Annotated in this window: 19 protein-coding genes; all 19 read left to right on the top strand. The window is 46.9% G+C overall.

What is annotated here, in order from left to right:
* Positions 1-14 precede the first annotated feature (14 nt).
* Positions 15-818 carry a 4-hydroxy-tetrahydrodipicolinate reductase gene (gene dapB, locus EGM68_RS14880; protein WP_013371649.1) on the top strand — a complete coding sequence of 268 codons (804 nt, stop codon included), beginning with the start codon at positions 15-17 and terminating at the stop codon, positions 816-818.
* A 56-nt stretch (positions 819-874) separates the two neighbouring features.
* Entirely contained in the window at positions 875-1312 is a 438-nt protein-coding gene (gene mgsA / locus EGM68_RS14875) for a methylglyoxal synthase (RefSeq protein WP_013371648.1), read from the top strand.
* Positions 1309-2001, top strand: coding sequence for a bacillithiol biosynthesis deacetylase BshB1 (bshB1, locus tag EGM68_RS14870; protein WP_025678534.1), 693 nt, complete (start codon positions 1309-1311; stop codon positions 1999-2001). Before mgsA ends, bshB1 begins: the two co-directional genes overlap by 4 nt.
* 85 nt (positions 2002-2086) lie before the next feature.
* Complete coding sequence (gene bshA / locus EGM68_RS14865; RefSeq protein WP_129549504.1) at positions 2087-3250, top strand: N-acetyl-alpha-D-glucosaminyl L-malate synthase BshA; 1164 nt, start codon at positions 2087-2089, stop codon at positions 3248-3250.
* A 54-nt stretch (positions 3251-3304) separates the two neighbouring features.
* A complete protein-coding gene (locus EGM68_RS14860; protein ID WP_129549503.1) occupies positions 3305-4627 on the top strand; it encodes a CCA tRNA nucleotidyltransferase in 1323 nt (440 codons plus the stop codon).
* Entirely contained in the window at positions 4620-5594 is a 975-nt protein-coding gene (locus tag EGM68_RS14855) for a biotin--[acetyl-CoA-carboxylase] ligase (protein WP_129549502.1), read from the top strand. Before EGM68_RS14860 ends, EGM68_RS14855 begins: the two co-directional genes overlap by 8 nt.
* Before the next feature lie 346 nt (positions 5595-5940).
* Entirely contained in the window at positions 5941-6849 is a 909-nt protein-coding gene (gene panB, locus EGM68_RS14850) for a 3-methyl-2-oxobutanoate hydroxymethyltransferase (RefSeq protein WP_064962996.1), read from the top strand.
* Positions 6846-7784: a pantoate--beta-alanine ligase gene (panC, locus tag EGM68_RS14845; protein ID WP_129549501.1), complete on the top strand. Its 939-nt coding sequence runs from the start codon at positions 6846-6848 to the stop codon at positions 7782-7784. Before panB ends, panC begins: the two co-directional genes overlap by 4 nt.
* Positions 7777-8160, top strand: coding sequence for an aspartate 1-decarboxylase (gene panD / locus EGM68_RS14840; RefSeq protein WP_025678543.1), 384 nt, complete (start codon positions 7777-7779; stop codon positions 8158-8160). Before panC ends, panD begins: the two co-directional genes overlap by 8 nt.
* 82 nt (positions 8161-8242) lie before the next feature.
* Positions 8243-8875: a tetratricopeptide repeat protein gene (locus tag EGM68_RS14835; RefSeq protein WP_013371640.1), complete on the top strand. Its 633-nt coding sequence runs from the start codon at positions 8243-8245 to the stop codon at positions 8873-8875.
* 157 nt (positions 8876-9032) lie between these two features.
* A complete protein-coding gene (dinG, locus tag EGM68_RS14830) occupies positions 9033-11915 on the top strand; it encodes an ATP-dependent DNA helicase DinG (protein ID WP_129549500.1) in 2883 nt (960 codons plus the stop codon).
* A gap of 27 nt (positions 11916-11942) precedes the next feature.
* Positions 11943-12596: a redox-sensing transcriptional repressor Rex gene (locus tag EGM68_RS14825; protein WP_016822178.1), complete on the top strand. Its 654-nt coding sequence runs from the start codon at positions 11943-11945 to the stop codon at positions 12594-12596.
* Positions 12583-13884, top strand: coding sequence for an amidohydrolase (locus EGM68_RS14820; protein ID WP_013371637.1), 1302 nt, complete (start codon positions 12583-12585; stop codon positions 13882-13884). Before EGM68_RS14825 ends, EGM68_RS14820 begins: the two co-directional genes overlap by 14 nt.
* Positions 13885-13921: 37 nt before the next feature.
* A complete protein-coding gene (locus tag EGM68_RS14815) occupies positions 13922-14446 on the top strand; it encodes a cell wall elongation regulator TseB-like domain-containing protein (RefSeq protein ID WP_040103505.1) in 525 nt (174 codons plus the stop codon).
* A 302-nt stretch (positions 14447-14748) separates the two neighbouring features.
* Positions 14749-15282 (top strand): hypothetical protein, encoded by a 534-nt coding sequence (locus tag EGM68_RS14810; protein ID WP_013371633.1) that lies wholly within the window; start codon positions 14749-14751, stop codon positions 15280-15282.
* Entirely contained in the window at positions 15275-16777 is a 1503-nt protein-coding gene (locus EGM68_RS14805; RefSeq protein WP_013371632.1) for an AAA family ATPase, read from the top strand. The genes EGM68_RS14810 and EGM68_RS14805 overlap by 8 nt, the downstream gene beginning before the upstream one ends.
* Positions 16778-16913: 136 nt before the next feature.
* Positions 16914-17786, top strand: coding sequence for a 3-hydroxyacyl-CoA dehydrogenase family protein (locus tag EGM68_RS14800; protein ID WP_013371631.1), 873 nt, complete (start codon positions 16914-16916; stop codon positions 17784-17786).
* Complete coding sequence (locus EGM68_RS14795; RefSeq protein WP_013371630.1) at positions 17783-18979, top strand: acetate/propionate family kinase; 1197 nt, start codon at positions 17783-17785, stop codon at positions 18977-18979. Before EGM68_RS14800 ends, EGM68_RS14795 begins: the two co-directional genes overlap by 4 nt.
* A 132-nt stretch (positions 18980-19111) precedes the next feature.
* Positions 19112-20407: an asparagine--tRNA ligase gene (asnS, locus tag EGM68_RS14790; RefSeq protein WP_025678555.1), complete on the top strand. Its 1296-nt coding sequence runs from the start codon at positions 19112-19114 to the stop codon at positions 20405-20407.
* Positions 20408-20409 lie beyond the last annotated feature (2 nt).

The following is a 20409-nucleotide window of genomic DNA, read 5'->3' as shown; positions in this document are numbered from 1 at the left end:
GGAGTTGTAGGGATATGTCAGAACCAATAAAAGTGGCTGTCGTTGGAGCAGCAGGGCGTATGGGCCGTGAGGTGGTCAAATTGGTTCTTCAGGATGAGGAACTACAGCTTGTAGCCGCAGTGAACAGAACACACGCCGGCAGTGATGCCGGCCTTCTCGTCGGACTACCGGAAGCTGGTATCGCTATTATGGAGGATGTAGAGCAGGCTTTACTGGAGAGCCGAGCAGATGTCATGGTCGACTTTACGGGGCCGCGCTTCGCGTACGCACATACAGCGCTTGCTATTAAGCATGGAGTTCGTCCGGTTATCGGTACGACAGGGTTTACTCCTGAACAAATTGATGAACTGGACAAGCAGTGTCGTGAGCAACAAATTGGGGGTCTGATTGCGCCTAACTTTTCGATCGGAGTCATTTTGATGATGCGGTTTGCGGCTCAGGCAGCGAAATATTTTCCGCATCTAGAAATCATCGAATATCATGGTGACCAAAAATTGGACGCGCCATCAGGCACAGCCATTAAGACTGCAGAACTGATCGCTGAGCAGCGTGAGGAGCTACGACAAGGCAACCCGGAAGAGGAAGAAACGCTAGAAGGATCGCGTGGCGGTTACTATCAAGGCTTCCGCATTCACAGTGTTCGTCTTCCCGGTGTGTTCGCACAGCAAGAAGTCGTATTTGGAGGATTTGGACAATCTCTGAAAATTCGTCAGGACTCCTATGAACGAGCTGGTTATATGCCTGGTGTTAAAATCGGTATCCAGAAGGTAATGGAGCACCCGGGGCTTGTATATGGTTTTGAGCATTACATCGATTAAGAATATACGAATGAATTGATGAATGGAATTATAGAATGAGGCAGGAGGAGTTTGGAATGTTAAAGATTGCATTTATAGCGCATGATCGCAAAAAGGATGAAATGGTTAATTTTATAACGGCATATGAGCATGTTTTTACAGATCACCAATTATATTCAACAGGTACAACAGGTCAGCGCATTATGGAGCAAACCAAGCTTCAAATTCACCGCTTCATGTCTGGGCCGCTTGGTGGAGATCAGCAAATCGGGGCTATGGTTGCGCAAAATGATATGGACTTAATTATATTTTTGCGTGATCCACTCATGGCACAGCCGCATGAGCCGGACATTAGCGCATTATTACGTCTGTGTGATGTACAGGGGATTCCTTTGGCAACCAACGTTGCAACTGCTGAAATACTGGTTAAAGCGCTGGATCGTGGCGATTTTGCTTGGCGTGAGCTGGTACATAAATATAAACCGGGCATTGACCAGCAGGGTGATGTAAAATGACGCTGGACATCCTGATTTTCGGAGCCCATGCCGACGATGCAGAAATAGGAATGGGAGGCACGATTGCCAAGCATACTGCCGCTGGGTTAAAGGTGGGGGTATGCGATTTGACACGGGCTGAAATGTCATCTAATGGTGATGTAGATACTCGCATGGCAGAAGCTGAACACGCTTCGAAAGTGCTCGGGCTTGCTGTGCGGACGAATTTGGGTCTGCCTGATCGTGGGTTATATGTAACTCCTGAACATGTAGCTGCAGTTACAGCAGAAATCAGGCGCCATGCACCAAAAGTTGTATTTGCCCCTTATTGGGAGGATCGGCATCCCGATCATGTCATGTGCAGCAAGTTAGTAGAGGAAGCTGTGTTTAACGCCAAGTTGAGACGTTTTATGTCAGAAAGTCCTGCGGTACAGGTAGAGCAATTATATTTTTATTTTATTAATGACATCGGCAGAACGGACTTGATCGTGGACATTACCGAGCATTATGAAGCGAAGGAGCAGTCGTTGTTGAGTTATGCTTCGCAATTTCAGGCAGCGCCTGGGAAGGACACGGTATCCACACCACTGAACCAGGGGTACGTGGAACGTGTAAAAGCTCGGGACTCGTTGTTGGGTCAACGTAAGCTGATTTCATATGCAGAAGGATTTGCGTCCAAAACGCCACATCTGGTTAAGCTATTCACATAAGGATTTTATACTTACGCATGTTGTAGAATGCTGAAATACATGGGCATACGAGTGATTACGGATGGACGGAAGGAGGCAGCTTAGCTTGAATGACAAACTGAAAATTGGGATTACCTGTTATCCGTCGCTGGGTGGCTCTGGCGTTGTGGCTACTGAGCTGGGGAAGTTGCTGGCAGAAAAAGGGCATGAGGTCCATTTTATTGCTAATAGCATTCCGTTTAGATTAGGCGGGGCGTTCCAGAAGAATATTTTTTATCATGAAGTTGAGGTTAACGATTATTATGTGTTTAGATATCCGCCATATGATTTGTCGCTAGCGACAAAAATGGCCCAGGTGGCACAAATGAAGAATTTGGATGTACTCCATGTCCATTATGCTGTCCCGCATGCAGTATGCGCATATTTAGCGAAGGAAATGGTGGGCGATCATTTGAAAGTGGTGACCACCCTGCACGGTACAGACATTACAGTGTTGGCACAGGATGAATCATTAAAGGATCTGATTCGACTGGCTATTAACAAAAGCGATGCTGTGACAGCGGTCTCCAAGGATTTGATTCGTGAGACGATTGATGCGTTGGAAATCACACGACATATTGATTTGACTTACAACTTTGTAGATAAACGAGTATATTATCCACGAGATGCTGCTGCGCTTAGGAGAGATTTTGCCCAACCGCACGAAAAAATTATGATGCATATTTCCAATTTCCGTCCTGTCAAAAGGGTGGGGGATGTGCTGGATATATTCGACAGAGTGCAACAAAAGATACCTGCGAAGCTGCTGTTGGTGGGAGAAGGACCGGATCTTCCAAAAATTCGTTGTAAAATCGAAAGTTTAGGCTTGCAGGACAAAGTCTTCTTTTTGGGTAAGCAGGATCAAATCGCAGAAGTGATTTCTATGGCAGATGTGCTGCTGCTTCCCTCGGAGAAAGAAAGTTTTGGTCTAGTTGCACTGGAAGCAATGGCCTGTGGAGTACCAACAATTGGTTCCCAGGCAGGAGGAGTACCTGAACTTGTCGTGCATGGAAGTACGGGGTATCTTGCTGAAATCGGGAATACCGAGGCGATGGCGGATTATGCAGTAGAACTGCTCTCCGATGAAGCGATGGCGGAACGTTTCCGTGAAGCGTGCCTGACACGCGCACGTACCGTATTCTGCGATGAGCTGATTACCCGTCAATATGAAGAAATCTATTACCGTGTTTTGGGACGCGAGGTGCCGGATCTTAAACCGATCAGCGTTTAAGGAGGCGGACTCGCGTCCGTTTTTTTATTGAATACTTGCAAAGGGGGAAACCCTGTGAATACAAATACTTGGCAACATGCTGATCCAGAAATGGCTCTTCGCGGCAGAGAGGTCATACATACACTAACCACAGCTGGCCACGAAGCTTATTGGGTTGGTGGCTGTGTGCGGGATGAGCTATTAGGACGAGCTATTCATGATATGGATCTGACCACTTCGGCTGAGCCTGAAGAGGTCTTAGCGCTGTTCCCTCATGTGATTCCGACAGGAATCCAGCATGGGACGGTAACGGTCATGCAGGATGGTCATGCATTCGAGGTGACCACTTTTCGTACGGAAAGCGGTTATACCGATCACCGCCGTCCAACGGAAGTATCCTTTGTGAAGGACATCCGTGAGGATCTGATGCGGCGGGACTTCACGATGAACGCGATAGCGATGGCTGAACATGGGGAGCGAGTGGACCCGTTTGGTGGGGAAGCTGATTTGCGAGCCGCTCTCGTTCGTTGTGTGGGACGAGCCGAGGAACGCTTTGAGGAGGACGGGCTACGAATGCTGCGTTGCATCCGTTTTGCCTCTGTATTTCGGTTCCGAGTGGCCTACAATACCTGGAAAGGTATGATCCGTCGCAGAGAGGGACTTCGACACATAGCCATGGAACGGGTACGAGTCGAGTTAGAAAAGATGCTAGCGGGGCCTGACCCATTACGTGGGTTAGAGATGCTGGGTCGTAGCGGATTGCTCGGCTGTACAAAAGTTCCGGTTCCCTGGGAACAATGTGACGCACAGGCGCTCAAGGAGATCGTGCAGCTGCCAGCAGAGCTGCGGTGGGGTTTGCTCCTTATGTCTTGTAGACTTAGCTCCGAGGCAGCGGACGAGCTTTTAAGAGCTTGGACCTTCTCCAACGCCGTACGTTTGCGTTTGGTTCATTTATTGGAATGGGAGACCGAACTCATCAGCCATGCTGTTGCCATAGCTGACAACTCTATTTCGAGAGATTCTGACCCTATCAACGACGAGGTGCTGCGTCGTAACTGGATTCGCTTGTTAATTAAGCTGGGAAAGGATACAGCTTCAGACTGGTTGGAGCTTCACAAGACACTGCCTTCTTCGTTCCGTGGATTACCGCCATGGGTAGAAAAGCATGTAAAGAAAATTGCCGAACTGGCTAACTCGTGGACACAGCAGGCTGTCGTCGTTCGTATCAAAGATTTAAATATTACTGGAAATGAACTGGTTCAGGCAATGAATCGACCAGGTGGACCTTGGCTGGGCCAGATGATGGAACGGCTTTTACAAGCGGTCGCTTGCGGAGATATCCCGAATGAAACAGAAACATTGCTTCAGGAAGTGAAACGGGTGATGAGTAGTGAATAATCATGAAAGATTGTTAGGCATACTGGAGGAAGGTTCATCCGATTACGTATCCGGGGAGGAAATTAGCCGACGACTGTCGGTTAGTCGTACAGCGGTATGGAAGCAGATCAACAAACTGCGTGAACTGGGTTATAATATCGATGCTTCCTCACGTCGGGGGTATCGGCTGATTTCTCAGCCAGATCGGCTGGAAGCCTCCAAACTGGCAGATATGTTGAATACTCAATCGTTTGGCCAGCGTATCGTCGTTCTGGATTCAACGGTATCTACCCAGCAGGATGCTATGCGTTTGGCAGAAGAGGGTGCGCCGGAGGGAACGTTAGTGCTTGCGGAGGAACAAACGGCAGGTCGGGGACGTCTGGGGCGGAAATGGTATTCCCCTCGCGGCAAAGGTATCTGGATGAGCATTGTATTGCGCCCAGCCCAGCCCTTGGCCTTTACCCCCCAGCTAACGCTGCTTACAGGTGTTGCGGTGTGTAGGGCTATTCGCCGACTGACGGGTGTGGAGGCAGGCATTAAATGGCCAAACGATCTGCTGATTCATGGTCGCAAAGTATCCGGTATTCTGTTGGAATCTGCAACAGAGGATCAAAGGGTTCGCTATTGCATTGCAGGCATTGGCATCGACGTTAATTTGAATGTAGAAGATTATCCGGAAGAGTTATCCCATGTAGGGACATCTTTGAAAATAGAGGCAGGGCTTGAAGTTGACCGTACTGCGCTGATTGCTGCTGTTTTGGAAGAAATGGAGCTGCTAAGCAAGCTATATGCCGAGCAGGGGTTCCAGCCAATAGCCATGCTGTGGGAGGCATTATCTGTGACGATGAACCGCAGCGTACGGACACATACAGGACAAGGGATAGCGGTAGAAGGTACAGCGGTTGGCTTGGACCCTTCAGGAGCGCTCGTAATAGAAACGAACCAGGGTGAGCGGATTCAGGTTATTTCAGGGGATATACAATTGTAGAAGCGACCCTAGCTGAGTATACGACCACAAACTTTCTGTTTCCTGTGTAAAACTTCACGTGAAAAAGCTGGTGTTTTTTGTTATACTGTGCAGGAGGCGGCATCGGACGGTCCGAGCTGCACTCCAAGGGCACATGGCTCTACTTTAGCAAGTTTGTAAGACCATCATAACTTCATTTGAAGGTTACGTTGGATTCTGCTCTGAGCCGAACAGGACCGAGACAGAAGGGACGATCTCAAAATGAGTGTCTTTTTTGGCTGTTCGGACCTTTTGATGACGCAGATGTACAGGCGTTCATAAAAGGTTATTTTTTGTGCCAAAAAAAGATGGAAGGGAGCCATTCACAATGGCAGGAAAACAAGCACTGAATATTGTAAAAATGAAAAAAATGAAGCAAGAGGGCATTCCGCTCAGTATGCTGACCGCCTATGATTATCCATCGGCTAAAATAGCCGAGGAGGCCGGAATTGATATCATTCTCGTGGGTGACTCGCTGGGTAACGTAGTTCTTGGTTACGATTCAACCATCCCTGTGACCTTGGATGATATGGTGTACCATTCCCGGACAGTCGCAAGAGGCGCTGAGCATACATTTATCGTAGCGGACATGCCTTTTATGACATATCACAGCAGCATATCCGAAAGTCTTCAAGGCATCCGCCGTCTGATGCAGGAAGGACATGCGCATGCTGTTAAATTGGAGGGCGGAGCTGAGATTGCCGATGTCGTAAAAGCGACTGTTCAGGCAGGTGTGCCTGTACTGGGACATATCGGGCTTACTCCGCAATCGGTTAATCAAATTGGCGGCTATCGCATTCAAGGTAAGGACGAAGCAGACGCACGCCGGTTGATGGCAGATGCCAAGGCATTAGAGCAGGCGGGTGCCTTTGGTATTGTCTTGGAATTGGTGACTGAGGAAGTGGCAACGGCGATCTCTAAAGAACTTTCCATTCCAACCATTGGAATCGGTGCAGGACGTGGCTGTGACGGTCAAGTACTCGTTTACCACGATCTGATTCAATATGCATCGCCATATTTCAGCAAACGTTTTGTTAAAACTTATGCAGATGTAGGCGGCATGATCCGCAGCAGCATTGAGCAGTATGTGAGCGATGTAAAAGGGCGGGCATTCCCGGCCGCAGAGCATGTGTTCAGCGCGGATGACCGTGTTGTGGAGTCCCTGGAGTCCTTGTACGGACAGGCAAAAGGACAACCGCAGGAACAAGCTAAGGAAAAGGTGGAATCTCAGTCATGATCATCGTAAGAGAAGTGGCTCAACTACGCAAGGTTATTGCCGAACGTCGCCAACTTGGAGCCAATGGAGCAAAAACTTTACACGATTCTGCCTCTTTACTGCAACATAAAGTCGGCTTTGTACCAACCATGGGATACCTGCACGAAGGGCACGCAAGCTTGATGCAAAAGGCGCGTGAAATGGCAGATACGGTGGTGCTTAGCATTTTCGTAAATCCGATTCAATTTGGACCTACCGAAGATCTGGACAGCTATCCTCGCGATGAAGCTCGTGATCTGGAAGTAGCGCGACGTGAAGGCGTGGATATTGTATTTATGCCGACTGTAGCAGAAATGTATCCGCAGCCAACTCAAACTAAAATTCACGTATCCGCTCTGACAGACCGTTTGTGCGGCGCTTCCCGTCCTGGCCATTTTGATGGTGTAACTACAGTGGTAGCTAAGCTGTTTAACATGGTAGGTCCTGATTTGGCTTTCTTTGGAATGAAGGATGCGCAGCAGGTTGCTGTGCTTCAACAAATGGTGGCTGATCTCAATATGAATGTGACCCTCATACCTTGTCCTATCGTCAGAGAGGCCGATGGTTTGGCTCTTAGCTCCCGCAATGTATATTTAAGTGCGGAACAGCGTGAGCAGGCGTTAGTGCTGTCCCAGTCACTGCGCAAGGTGCAAGAAGTGAGCGAAGATATTGTACAGAACACCATTACGATTGAGCAGTTACATCAAATGGTGGAGTCGACCATCTCCTCATCTCCTTTGGCAGATATTGACTACATTGAAATATTAACATTCCGTGGCCTGGAGCCTCTTCGCCCTGAGCAGCGCCTATGTGATGTGCAAGAAGATGTCATTGTTGCACTAGCCGTAAAATTTGGGAATACCCGACTGATTGATAATATAAGAATACAGAAAGTGGAGGTACTTTCCCATGTTTAGAACCATGATGAAATCTAAAATTCACCGCGCGACGGTTACTGAAGCCAACCTGAACTATGTGGGCAGTATTACCATAGATGAAGATTTAATGGAGACATCAGATCTGCTGGAGAATGAAAAGGTTCAAATTGTAAACAATAACAATGGAGCTCGACTGGAAACCTATGTGATCCCCGGACCGCGTGGGAGCGGCGTGATTTGTCTCAACGGTGCGGCAGCCCGTCTGGTCCAGCCCGGTGATACAGTCATTATTATTTCCTATGCTTCCATGTCAAATGAAGAGGCCAAAACATACAAACCAACTGTGGTATTTGTGGATGAACATAATAAACCAGCCCAAACGATGAGCAAGGAAGTACACGCAACGATCATGTAATGAATGGGAATGCGGATGAAACCCGTCTTTTAAGCGAAAAATGTGAGTGTATTAATCCATCTTTCGTAAGGGCGGGATGCACATGTTCCAGCATGTATTCGCAGAAATGAACAGCATGTTAGATGATATCGTGAAGCATTACCCATCAGCCCAGGGCCCCCGCAGACAGGAGCTGCTACAGCACTGGAGTCTGCTGCGGAGAATGAGTGACGGAATTATGGATGAGTGGCTGGCCTTTGAGGAAAAAATGGTTTGCCTGCGTGCAGCCGGCTTTTCCGCAGAGGCCGACATGTCTGACGCTGAGCTGCCTGAAAAGGAGCTACCGGCATTTAACCGGGGGCAGGGGTATTATCGATTACTTATGTACCCGGAGGCAATCCAGCAATTTGAGCAGGTGCTGGAGCATTTTCCGGACAGCTGGCAGAGTCGCATCTATATGGGAATGGCGCATTTTCAACTGGATGATCCAGCAGAGGCTATAAGCCAGTTTCAAAAGGTGTTACACCTGACTGAACAGTCAGGGCTAAAAGCGGTCATCTATAATGCGCTAGGCTGTTTGATGGCAAAGCAGGCAGACGTAAAAGAGGCGCAAAAATATTTTGCTCTCGCGCATCAGTTCGATCCAACGCTGCCCGAGCCACTGCACAATATGCAAGCCTGTTTGTCCGGTGCCGAAAAGCTTCGCTACGACAGTTCCTTGTTGACTTGGATGTAGTTGTCAGACACCGAGTAAGACGATGCATGCTCACCTCCTTAGGCGGTGTGTGCATCGTCTTTTTTGGCTGTCTTAATTTCCAAACAGACAATCTTCTGCTATGCTATTATACAGAGTTATTATTTTTGTATGTGTCATAAGAAAGGATTAAGCTCGAATGAAATTTGCGGTATTGGATTTTGAAACGACAGGCACCCAGTCCGCGGATGACATCATTCAAGTCGGACTTGCAATTATAGATCATGATAACAGCATTTCCCGTGTTTACGGCTCTTATGTAAACCCTGGCAGATCTATTCCACCTTTTATCAGCGGATTGACCGGAATTACAGATGATGACGTCAAGGATGCACCTGCACTCGAAGAAATGATGATGGAGCTCGTGCCTATGCTGGACGATGTCGTGCTTGTCGGTCATAACGTGGCGTTTGATTTCAATTTTTTGCAAAGCGCTTTGGACCGGTGTGGATATTTACCCTTTAGCGGTAGAATTTTGGATACGATGGATTTTCTGAAAATTATGTTTCCATCGTTATCTTCTTATCAGTTGGGTTTTGTTTCCTCAGAGTTTGGGCTGGCGCATGACCGCCCTCATCAAGCAGACAGCGACGCGTTGGCTACGGCTGAGGTGTTTTTAAAGTGTCTGGGTGAGCTTCAGGCATTACCTCTGATAACGATACAGCGGCTCAGCGATTTGTTCGCAGAGGAAGACAGTGACCTGGGTTGGTTTCTTGACGGCATACGAGAAGAGAAAGAGCTAGACCCTATTCAGGATTTGGAGAAACATCAGTTTTTTCGTCAGCTTGCGCTTAAAGTGGAAGATTGGACCGAATTGGCTACTCCACGTAGAGAAGATGATCCGAATCCACTCTCAGGCGTTTCCTTTGAGGAGTATATGGATGATGTGCGGGACAATTTGCGTTCATCCTTGAGCCAATATGAGGAGCGCGAGGCGCAAACACAAATGATTGAGGGTGTAAATCAAGCCCTGAGTCAAGATAAGCATTTGTTGATCGAGGCGGGTACAGGAACAGGGAAGTCCCTAGGCTATTTGCTTCCGTCACTGTATCACAGTGTAAAATATGGGCAGAGGGTCACAGTAAGCACGCATACCATTAATCTGCAGGAGCAATTGCGAGAGCGTGATATTCCGATGCTGACAAAAGTGATTCCGTTCCCGTTCCGGGCTGCCATTTTTAAGGGTCGGGGGCATTATTTGTGTCTGCGTAAGTTTGAACATAAAATAAACAGAAGAGACTTCGCGACACCAAAGGAAGACTTGATTACAGCGGCTCAAATGATTGTCTGGCTGACTCTGACAGAAACCGGTGATGATGAGGAACTGAACCTGAGCAACCGTGGAGGGGATTTTTGGGAAACAGTAGCTAGTGATTCCGAGTCCTGTCTTGGTCGTTCTTGCCCATGGTTCCGCAAATGCTACTATCATCGTGCACGTCATGAAGCAGGAACAGCGGATGTGGTTATAACGAATCACTCCAAGCTGTTCACCGACGTCAAAGCAAGTCACCAGCTATTGCCCAGCTATGAACATCTGGTAATTGATGAAGCACATCATCTAGAGGAAGTAGCCGGTAAGCACTTAGGCATGCATATGAAATATTTCACACTCGTGCATACGCTGACTCGATTGTTCAAGGACAGTAAGAACGGACAATTGCCTTCGTTACGTCAGCAGTTGGCAAAGTCGGGACATGAGAAGTCGACGGAATGGGCCTCGACCATTGATCAGCTGTACCCACTCGTGTTAGAGGTTAAGGAAACTTGGGACCTGCTAAGCGATAAGCTGTTTGGTATGTTGCCAGAGCGGTCTGATGCCACACCGGGTGAAACGGGGCAATTTTCTTCGCGTCTCAAACCGTCGGCCAAGCCTGCAAAGTGGGATCAAGCGGCGGCGTTGGAAAATCAGCTTTATGTAACGATGGGTGAAATTTTGCGCAAGGGCGACAAGCTGATGCTGGATGTCAAGGAAGAACACGACGATTATGCGGCGGATAGTCTCATTACAGATATCACGGGTCTGCTTAAGGATTTGGCGGGGATTAGGGAAAATTTGCGCTTCTTTATACGACTCGATGATGAAACAACCGTATATTGGCTCGAAGCGAGTGGGCAATTCCGTAGTAAATCATTGCAATTTTATGCAGTGCCCGTCGATGTGAGCCGCCAGTTGAAAGAAATGTTTTTTGACAAAAAAAGAAGTATTATTCTGACATCTGCTACTTTATCGGTAGATAAGTCGTTTCAGTACATGACCGATCAACTCGGCTTGCAGGAGGCAGCGGATCAAGGACGATTAATGACGTCACAGCTCCCATCACCTTTTAATTACAGGGATCAGGTGTTGCTGGTCATTCCGCGAGACTTTCCGAGTGTGAAGGGCAGTGTAGGGGATGCACATTTTGTAGAGATGCTCGTTAGCTCTCTAGGAGCGACTGCCCAGGCGACGCGGGGGAGAATGCTTGTTCTGTTTACTTCCTATCGGATGCTCCGGCAAGTGTATGAGCCACTTAAAGAGGCGTTAGCATCCAGCGATATTACCGTGTTAGGACAAGGTGTAGACAGTGGGAGTCGGAGCAAGCTAACCCGTCGTTTTCAGGAAGCCAAGGCTTCTGTATTGCTGGGAACGAGCAGCTTCTGGGAAGGCGTCGATATTCCAGGGAAGGCTTTGACTTGTCTGGCTATCGTTCGCTTGCCGTTTCAACCGCCCAATCACCCGTTACTGGAGGCAAAAAGCGAGCTGCTCCAGCAGCAGAAGAAGAATCCATTTATGAAGCTGTCTGTACCACAAGCAGTTATTCGCTTCAAACAGGGATTTGGGCGATTGGTACGTACAGCGAGTGACCACGGAGTCGTTATCGTTTACGATACGCGTGTGATCGAATCCTATTATGGAAAGCACTTTTTGTACTCGTTACCGGGACCAAAAATGGAGCATATGCCATCGGAGCAAATGGTGCCCCGCATCGCCGAATGGCTCCAATCCGCCCCGGAGACAGAGGCACAACGGACGGACACCTAAAGTCCGTTACAATTAGGGGGAGCAAGTATGAAATCAGATAAAATTTCAGAGGCTGTCGTACGGAGATTACCCGTATATTTACGTTATCTGAATGCACTGCACAAACGGGAGGTGGCTACGGTCTCTTCTCAAGAGCTGGGACAGAGGTTAGATTTGAATCCGGCCCAAATTCGTAAAGATCTTGCCTATTTTGGCGATTTTGGTCGGAAGGGCATCGGTTATGATGTTTCTTATCTAATTGAGAAAATACGCCATATCCTGAAAATCGACCAGCAAATTAATGTAGTATTGGTCGGAGCGGGTAATCTGGGTCAAGCCCTATCAAACTATAACGCTTATTTAAAAGACAATATGAAGATTGTGGCGGTATTTGATGCGTTCCCGGATAAGGTTGGGACCAGAATCAATACCTTAGTCGTTCAGCCGATGGATGAATTGGAAGCGACTGTGAAAGAAAAAAATATTCGAATCGGGATTATTACTGTACCTGATTTTGAGGCACAACACGTAGCTGATAGGCTCATTGAGAGTGGAATTGGAGCGATTTTAAACTTTGCACCTATCATTCTCAAGGCACCGGCTAACATTCGGATACATGCCACAGACTTTACAACTGATTTGCTTAGCCTCGCTTATTATCTGGAGGACGGAAAGGAAGAAGCACAATATGACAGTGAATAAATGGATGATTAAAAACGGTTCTTTTGCCGTGAATGGACCTGAAGCTGGGGTAATCCATGGTTTTATGATTGTGGAGGATAGCCGTATTACTTACATTGGCGAGACTCTGCCTGCGGGTGAGGAAGAGACAGAAGCAATCGACGGTAACGGGTTATTGTTTTTGCCTGGTCTGATTAATACTCATGGTCATGCGGCGATGTCTCTGCTGCGAGGGTATGGAGATGACTTGGCACTTCAAGTGTGGCTTCAGGAAAAAATGTGGCCTATGGAAGCCAAGTTTACATCTACGGATGTGTACTGGGGAACATCCTTGTCAGTGCTGGAAATGCTGAAAGGTGGAACCACAACTTTCCTGGATATGTACGATCATATGGATGAGGTGGCACGTGTAGCTGAAGAGTCGGGCATCCGTGCAAGTTTGATGCGTGGAGCCATTGGACTCTGTTCAGAAGAAGAACAGCGGATCAAGCTGGCTGAGGCCGTGACTTTTGCCCGTAACTGGCATGGAAAAGCAGACGGACGTATCACAACGATGATGTCTCCGCATGCCCCATACACATGCCCGCCAGCGTTTATTGAGAAATTTGTTCAAGCAGCACATGATCTCGATTTACCATTGCATACGCACATGTCCGAGACCATAGCCGAAGTTGAGCAAAACGTACGCGACTACGGTTTGCGTCCAGTTGCACACTTAGATAAGCTTGGCTTTTTCTCCCGCCCTTCACTTGTTGCCCACGGCGTACACTTGAACGACGAAGAGATAGCTTTATTAGCGGAACGAGGTGTGGCGGTTTCACATAATCCAGGCAGCAACTTGAAGCTGGCAAGTGGTGTAGCTAGAGTGCCTGAATTGCTGCGTGCAGGAGTTACTGTTTCTCTTGGAACAGACGGTCCTGCCAGCAATAATAACCTGGATATGTTCGAGGAAATGCGTCTGGCGGCACTCATTCACAAGGGAGTATCTGGCGACCCAACAGCAGTTCCTGCAAATGAAGCACTGCGTCTGGCAACAGAGTATGGTGCAAAGTCGATTGGTTTAAAAGAAGTAGGAGCGCTGGCAGCAGGCAACAAGGCTGACTTTATCGCGCTAGATCTGAATCAGGCCCACTTCTTGCCGCGTACAGATCTTATTTCCCATGCCGTATACTCTGCAAGTGCCAAAGACGTGGCTCATGTGTGGGTAGACGGTCGTCAGGTTGTGAAAAACGGCGAATGCCTGACGATGGACGAGGAACGTATCAAACATGAGGCACAAGCCGCCTTTGAAGGGCTGCTGTCGCGCTAATTCAGGTGTCACATCCCCTTAGAGAGGAAGCACAGGTTTGAAAAATAAGAAGAAATGGATAGCGGTCGCCATTTTGGCCGTAATACTGATCCTGGTCAGCATTTTCTGGTATTATTCCTATGTTACTCAAGACCAGGTGGCTGAGAAAAATGCCGCTATCATTAAGGCCAAGCAATCAGGTGGTCTGGTTAGCACGACTCAGACTTGGAAGTCTGTGTGGGATCAGATTTATTGGGTGGTTCAAGGAAAAAACGCACAGAATGAAAATATAATGGTGTGGGTTCCTTTTCAAAAAATGGAAGGACAACCTAACGTACCTATCGCAGATCCAAGCGGTGTTCATACCGAGCTGATGAAAAACGGAGTCGACGAGCAAAAAATGACAGCGATAATTCAGCAGCAACTTCCAAATGCAAAAATTGTAAGGCTCCAACCGAGTGTGTTCAATGGCGAATATGTATGGCAACTGTTTTACGATGATGAAAGCCATCATAACTATACCTTTTACCGTTTCTCAGATGGAGCATCGACGGGGATAAAGTATACTTTGCCTAATTACTAGCGTGCTATGGGAGTAGTGATGGTGAAAACAATGTATTGTTAAAAGAATGACTGATTGAAGTTGAAAAGACGCAAATGCGATTAAATCGTATTTGCGTCTTTTTTTGCTACTACGAAAATCACAACTCCTCCACACATTGCCTTCGATATTAGATTCACGTTATGATATACTATATTTTATAAGTGATAGACAAAAATGATAGAAAAACGAGTTGCTGATCTCTATAAGATCATGCAATTTGGTTGTTTGTTGACATTCGTCCCGTTTCTTCTGGGTTTTACATTTTGAGAGGAGGATGTTGTTTGAAATTGCGTGCAGTTCCTATTGTTGTGGCGGCCGTTTTGGCAGCCTTGTTGATGTTTGGGGGATGGTTCATTTACCGTCAGGTTACAATGCAAAGTCCTCTGGAAAAACTGGTATCTCAATATCCAGGCGTGACAAGCGCTCAAATAGATATTAAACAGGATCAGGTCGTATTGAAACTAGATCTCAAACCGCAGGCGGATGTGGCCGGATTGGTCGATGTGGTTAAGCAAAAAGGGCAATCCATCATTGGCAGCCGTACCATTAAGCTGGATATCGCAGATCGTTCCAATTCAGCACTGAATCAATGGTGGTCTGAGGCTATGTTTCCTGTAGCCGAAGCGATGGAAAATAAAAAGTATACTCAAATTTCATCTACAGTTGAGCAGATGAAAAAGAAAAAAGCAGGTATCAAGGCTGATACCGATATGGATTCAAACAATGTCTATATCCGACTCAGCGAAGGCAATGCGACTAAGTTTATCGTTTTGCCACGTCAATCTCAGCAAATGGGGGTATGGCCTAATGCCTAGATGGATCAAGGAAATATTAATCGGTATTGTGCCGGTGACCATTATATTTCTCGTTTTTATTGGGGTGAATATTATCCCTCTTCTGGTTGCGGGCGTGATGCTCAGCGGCTTGTTAATGCTCATGCATGCTCGTGGCGGCTTGGCCGTAGGTGCCGGGCAAGAGCGCAAACGTAAAAAAAATGGTCCGGACAAGCTGACTTTTGAGGAAATTGGTGGACAAGAAAGCGCTAAACAGGAATTGCGTGAAGCCTTGGATTTTTTGAATCGGCATGATGAAATTTCCAAGTTTGGTATTCGTCCATTGAAAGGCGTTTTGCTTACAGGCCCTCCGGGAACAGGAAAAACGCTGATGGCGAAAGCAGCTGCACACTACACCAATTCTGTGTTTGTTGCAGCTTCAGGCAGTGAATTTGTTGAAATGTACGTGGGTGTCGGTGCAGGTCGTGTCCGTGAGTTGTTTCGGGAGGCTCGCACTCGTGCAGCCAAGGAAAAGAAAGAAAATGCAATTATTTTTATTGACGAGATTGATGTTATTGGTGGTAAGCGTGAGGGTGGACAGCAACGAGAATATGATCAGACTTTGAATCAGTTGCTGACAGAAATGGATGGCATTTATTCGGCAGATACACCGCGGATATTACTTATTGCGGCAACAAACCGTAAAGAAATGCTGGACAGCGCCTTAACGCGTCCAGGACGCTTTGACCGCCATATTCAAGTAGACTTGCCTGATAAGAAGGGCCGTCTTCATATCCTTAAAATTCATGCCAAAAACAAACCGATTCAGGAAGATGCTAATTTGGACAAAATCGCTGAGGAGTCTTACGGTTTTTCCGGTGCACAGTTGGAGAGCGTCATGAATGAAGCGGCCATCTATGCAATGAGACAGGATCGTCAAATGATTGCGCAGAGTCATCTATCCATGGCGATTGACAAGGTGATGATGGGTGAAAAAACAGACCGAGAATCAACATTGGAAGAGAAAAAGCGTGTAGCGATTCACGAGCTGGGACATGCTATTATGGCTGAAATCGTCCGTCCTGGTAGCGTAAGTCAAGTAGCGCTCAGCCCGCGTGGGAAAGCGCTCGGTTACGTGCGTCACAATCCACAGCAAGAACATTATTTATATACCAAGCAGTACCTGGAGGAGCAGATTATGATCTCGCTCGCAGGGGCTACTGCGGAAGAAATGTACTATGGCGGTCGAAGTACGGGCTCAAGTAATGATTTTGAGCAGGCGCTGAACATTGTTCATACGATGATGACTTCCGGTTTGACTTCTCTTGGGATTATTAACATGGAAATGGTTACAAAAGAGGAACTTATGCGGGAAAATGGCGAAATTATGAATGACCTGCATAATCGGACTTTGGAGTTGCTGGAAAAGCATCGTCCTGTGTTCGACAATTCTCTTGACATTCTGATGAAGGAAGAAACTCTGTCCGGGGATCAATTTAGATGTCAATTTAGTGAAAATGCTTTATTACCAGCATAATTTTTTATGCTGGTTATTTTTTTTTACTTTTAGTCCGTGCTAAGATATTATTATCTATTGGGACATAAACATGTATTTTTCGACAAAGAAGGATACAATATATGAGAGTGACCAGGAAAGGGTGGAGTTAAGAACCATGCAATTTAAAAAAATCGGCGTCATTGGCGGCGGCACCATGGGACAAGGTATTTCTGAAATGCTCGCGTCCAAAGGAATCGATGTGCTGCTAGTAGAGCAGACACCAGAGAAACTAGACTACGCTTATAATATGATTGAAACAAGTCTAGACAAGCAACTGGAAAAGTGGGCAATCACCCAAGCAGAGAAAAAACTGATTTTATCTCGCATTGAAAAAGTATCCCATCTGGCGGAGCTCGCTAGCTGTGATATGGTCATTGAAACAATCACAGAGAATCTGGACGAGAAGAAAGTTGTTTTCCAAGAGCTGGATCATGTGTGTCCAAGCAACATTATTCTTGCAAGTAATACATCCACGCTGAGCCTGACCGAGCTTGCCAGCTCGACCAAGTATCCAGAGCGTGTTATTGGTATGCACTTTATTTATCCAGTATCCCGTATTGATCTTGTAGAAATTATTCGTGGTTTGAAAACTTCAGACGATACCTTTGAAAACACGAAAATGTTCGTAGAAGAAATCGTGGAGAAAAAAGGAGTCATGATTTATGAATCTCCTGGCTTTGTAACTAGCCGGATTATCTGTCTGCTAATTAACGAAGCAGCTCATGTACTTCAAGAGGGCGTAGCTTCTGCGGAAGATATTGACGATGCTATGCGCATCGGCTACAACTTCCAAAACGGTCCTTTGGAAATGGCTGACCGCTTTGGTCTGGATTCCGTTTTGGCTGCTTTGGAGCGGATGTTCCGTGAATTTGGCGAACTGAAATACCGTCCGTCCATCGTCCTGAAGAAAATGGTGCGTGCAGGTAATCTGGGCGTAAAATCGGGCGAAGGCTTCTTTAAGTATGACAAGGATGGTGACCGGATATGAAAATTCTCGTAATCAACGCAGGGAGTTCTTCCCTGAAATACCAATTGTATGATATGACGGACGAGTCCGTTTTGGCAAAAGGATTGGTAGAGCGTATCGGTATGGACTCTTCGATTCTGACGCATAAACCAACCAATAAGGAAGAATACACTGAAGTTAGCGAAATTTTGGAGCATACTACTGCCATCCGTAAAGTGCTGAATGCACTCACAGATGCAGAGCATGGTGTCATCTCCAGCATTAGCGAAATTCAGGCTGTGGGCCATCGTGTGGTTCATGGAGGCGAAATCTTCAAACAGTCAGCGCTCGTAACTCCTGAAGCGAAGAGTGAAATCCGTCGCTTGTTCGACCTGGCTCCACTGCATAACCCAGCATCCATGATGGGGATTAAAGCGGCTGAATTGAATATGCCAGAAGTACCACAAGTTGTGGTATTTGATACTTCGTTCCATCAAACGATGCCAGAAAAAGCTTATATGTACGCCATACCAAGAGTGTTGTACAATAAGTACAAGGTTCGTCGTTACGGTGCACACGGCACTTCCCATGACTTTGTAAGTAAGGAAGCTGCCAAATTTGTCGGCCGTCCTTTGGAAGACCTGAAGATTATCACTTGCCATATCGGTAATGGTGGTAGTGTAACAGCAGTTCAAGGCGGTTTGTCTGTAGATACTTCCATGGGTATGACTCCACTGGAAGGACTGATGATGGGTACTCGTAGTGGTGATTTGGATCCAGCAATCGTACCTTATGTCATGAACAAAGAAGAATTGACTGTCAATGAGGTCAATTCGATGCTGAACAAGCATAGTGGACTTCTAGCTATTTCTGGTATCAGCAGTGATATGCGTGAAATCACTGAAGGTATGGAAAAAGGCGAAGCTAATTCTACATTGGCATTTGAAATGTATGAATACCGTCTGCGCAAGTATATTGGTTCGTATGCTGCCGCAATGAACGGGGTAGACGTAATTGTATTTACGGCAGGCGTAGGCGAGAACTCCATCGTTCTGCGTAAGAGAGTGTTGGAACAACTGACATTCCTCGGTATCGAGCTGGATGAATCATTGAATGCTATTCGTTCTGGCGAGATTCGCCGGATTACAACTGCAAATTCAAAGGTAGAAGTACTGATCATTCCAACAAACGAAGAACTGGTAATTGCCCGTGACACGTTCCGTCTGGTTCAGTAGTTCGGTCCCTAAGTGTAAACTTTATACATGTGGAACTATGGTTTAAGTACCACATGCACCAAACAGCGAGAGCAAACAGCCTGACCCAAGGGGAAGGGCTGTTTGATTTTCGGTTCAAGGAGAGAGACGGTCATGACAAATAAAAGTACGATTGCCCAAGTGGGCCGCCATGTAGGGGAAACGGTTACAATCGGCGCTTGGGTAAACAATAAGCGGTCTAGCGGTAAAATTCAGTTCCTGCAACTACGTGATGGTAGCGGGTATATTCAAGGGGTTATCGTAAAAAGCGAAGTGTCTGAGGATATTTGGAATGATGCCAAATCCTTGACTCAAGAAAGCTCCCTATATGTAACTGGAATCGTGCGTGAGGAGCCGCGCAGTCAATCGGGCTATGAATTAACGGTTACAGGTATAGAAATAATTCATTTGACCGAAAACTACCCGATTACCCCTAAAGAGCACGGTGTAGATTTCCTAATGGATCATCGCCATTTGTGGCTGCGTTCCGCCAAGCAACGTGCAGTTCTGATCATACGGGCGGAAATTATCCGTGCTGTACAGGAATTTTTCAACGGCAACGGTTTTACGAAGGTAGACCCGCCTATTTTGACTCCTTCTTCTGCAGAAGGCACAACAGAGTTGTTCCATATCAAATATTTTGACGAAGATGCCTATTTGACACAAAGCGGGCAGTTGTACATGGAAGCTGCGGCAATGGCGCTGGGTAAAGTATATTCCTTTGGTCCAACCTTCCGTGCGGAAAAGTCCAAAACACGTCGTCACCTGATTGAGTTCTGGATGATCGAGCCTGAGATGGCTTTTGTGGATCATGAAGAATCCTTGCGCGTTCAGGAGCAGTTTGTAAGCCATATCGTGCAGTCTGTTCTGAAAAATTGTGCGAAGGAGCTTGAAGCCATCGGACGCGATGTTTCGAAGCTGGAGCAAATTCAAGGCGAGTTCCCACGGATTACGTACGATGAGGCGATTGCCTTCCTTCAAGGTGAAGGATTCGATATCCCGTGGGGGGAAGACTTTGGTGCTCCTCATGAAACAGCTATTGCCGAAAGATATAACAAGCCTGTGTTCATTACGCATTGGCCGACTCACATTAAAGCATTCTATATGAAACCTGACCCATCCCGCCCAGAGGTTGTTCTGTGTGCTGATATGATCGCTCCTGAAGGTTATGGCGAAATTATCGGGGGTTCCCAACGGATTGATGATCCAGCATTGATGGAAGAGCGTTTTAACGAGCATAACCTGGCACGTGAAGCCTATCAATGGTATATGGATCTTCGCACATATGGTTCCGTTCCGCATTCTGGCTTTGGATTGGGACTGGAGCGTACAGTAGCATGGATTTGTGGACTCGATCATGTACGTGAAACGATTCCGTTCCCACGCATGCTGTATCGTTTGTATCCATAATC

This window comes from Paenibacillus sp. M-152, from assembly GCF_003856555.1.
In the GTDB taxonomy this organism is placed as follows: domain Bacteria; phylum Bacillota; class Bacilli; order Paenibacillales; family Paenibacillaceae; genus Paenibacillus; species Paenibacillus polymyxa_C.
This window is presented reverse-complemented; position numbering and strand designations above follow the sequence as displayed.

Coding starts and splice junctions, on each gene's coding strand:
- panC (WP_129549501.1), top strand. CDS start 6,846: ATGATCATCGTAAGAGAAGTGGCTCAACTACGCAAGGTTATTGCCGAA.
- mgsA (WP_013371648.1), top strand. CDS start 875: ATGTTAAAGATTGCATTTATAGCGCATGATCGCAAAAAGGATGAAATG.
- EGM68_RS14800 (WP_013371631.1), top strand. CDS start 16,914: ATGCAATTTAAAAAAATCGGCGTCATTGGCGGCGGCACCATGGGACAA.
- EGM68_RS14805 (WP_013371632.1), top strand. CDS start 15,275: ATGCCTAGATGGATCAAGGAAATATTAATCGGTATTGTGCCGGTGACC.
- EGM68_RS14825 (WP_016822178.1), top strand. CDS start 11,943: ATGAAATCAGATAAAATTTCAGAGGCTGTCGTACGGAGATTACCCGTA.
- EGM68_RS14820 (WP_013371637.1), top strand. CDS start 12,583: ATGACAGTGAATAAATGGATGATTAAAAACGGTTCTTTTGCCGTGAAT.
- dapB (WP_013371649.1), top strand. CDS start 15: ATGTCAGAACCAATAAAAGTGGCTGTCGTTGGAGCAGCAGGGCGTATG.
- EGM68_RS14835 (WP_013371640.1), top strand. CDS start 8,243: ATGTTCCAGCATGTATTCGCAGAAATGAACAGCATGTTAGATGATATC.
- panB (WP_064962996.1), top strand. CDS start 5,941: ATGGCAGGAAAACAAGCACTGAATATTGTAAAAATGAAAAAAATGAAG.
- dinG (WP_129549500.1), top strand. CDS start 9,033: ATGAAATTTGCGGTATTGGATTTTGAAACGACAGGCACCCAGTCCGCG.
- EGM68_RS14795 (WP_013371630.1), top strand. CDS start 17,783: ATGAAAATTCTCGTAATCAACGCAGGGAGTTCTTCCCTGAAATACCAA.
- bshB1 (WP_025678534.1), top strand. CDS start 1,309: ATGACGCTGGACATCCTGATTTTCGGAGCCCATGCCGACGATGCAGAA.
- asnS (WP_025678555.1), top strand. CDS start 19,112: ATGACAAATAAAAGTACGATTGCCCAAGTGGGCCGCCATGTAGGGGAA.
- panD (WP_025678543.1), top strand. CDS start 7,777: ATGTTTAGAACCATGATGAAATCTAAAATTCACCGCGCGACGGTTACT.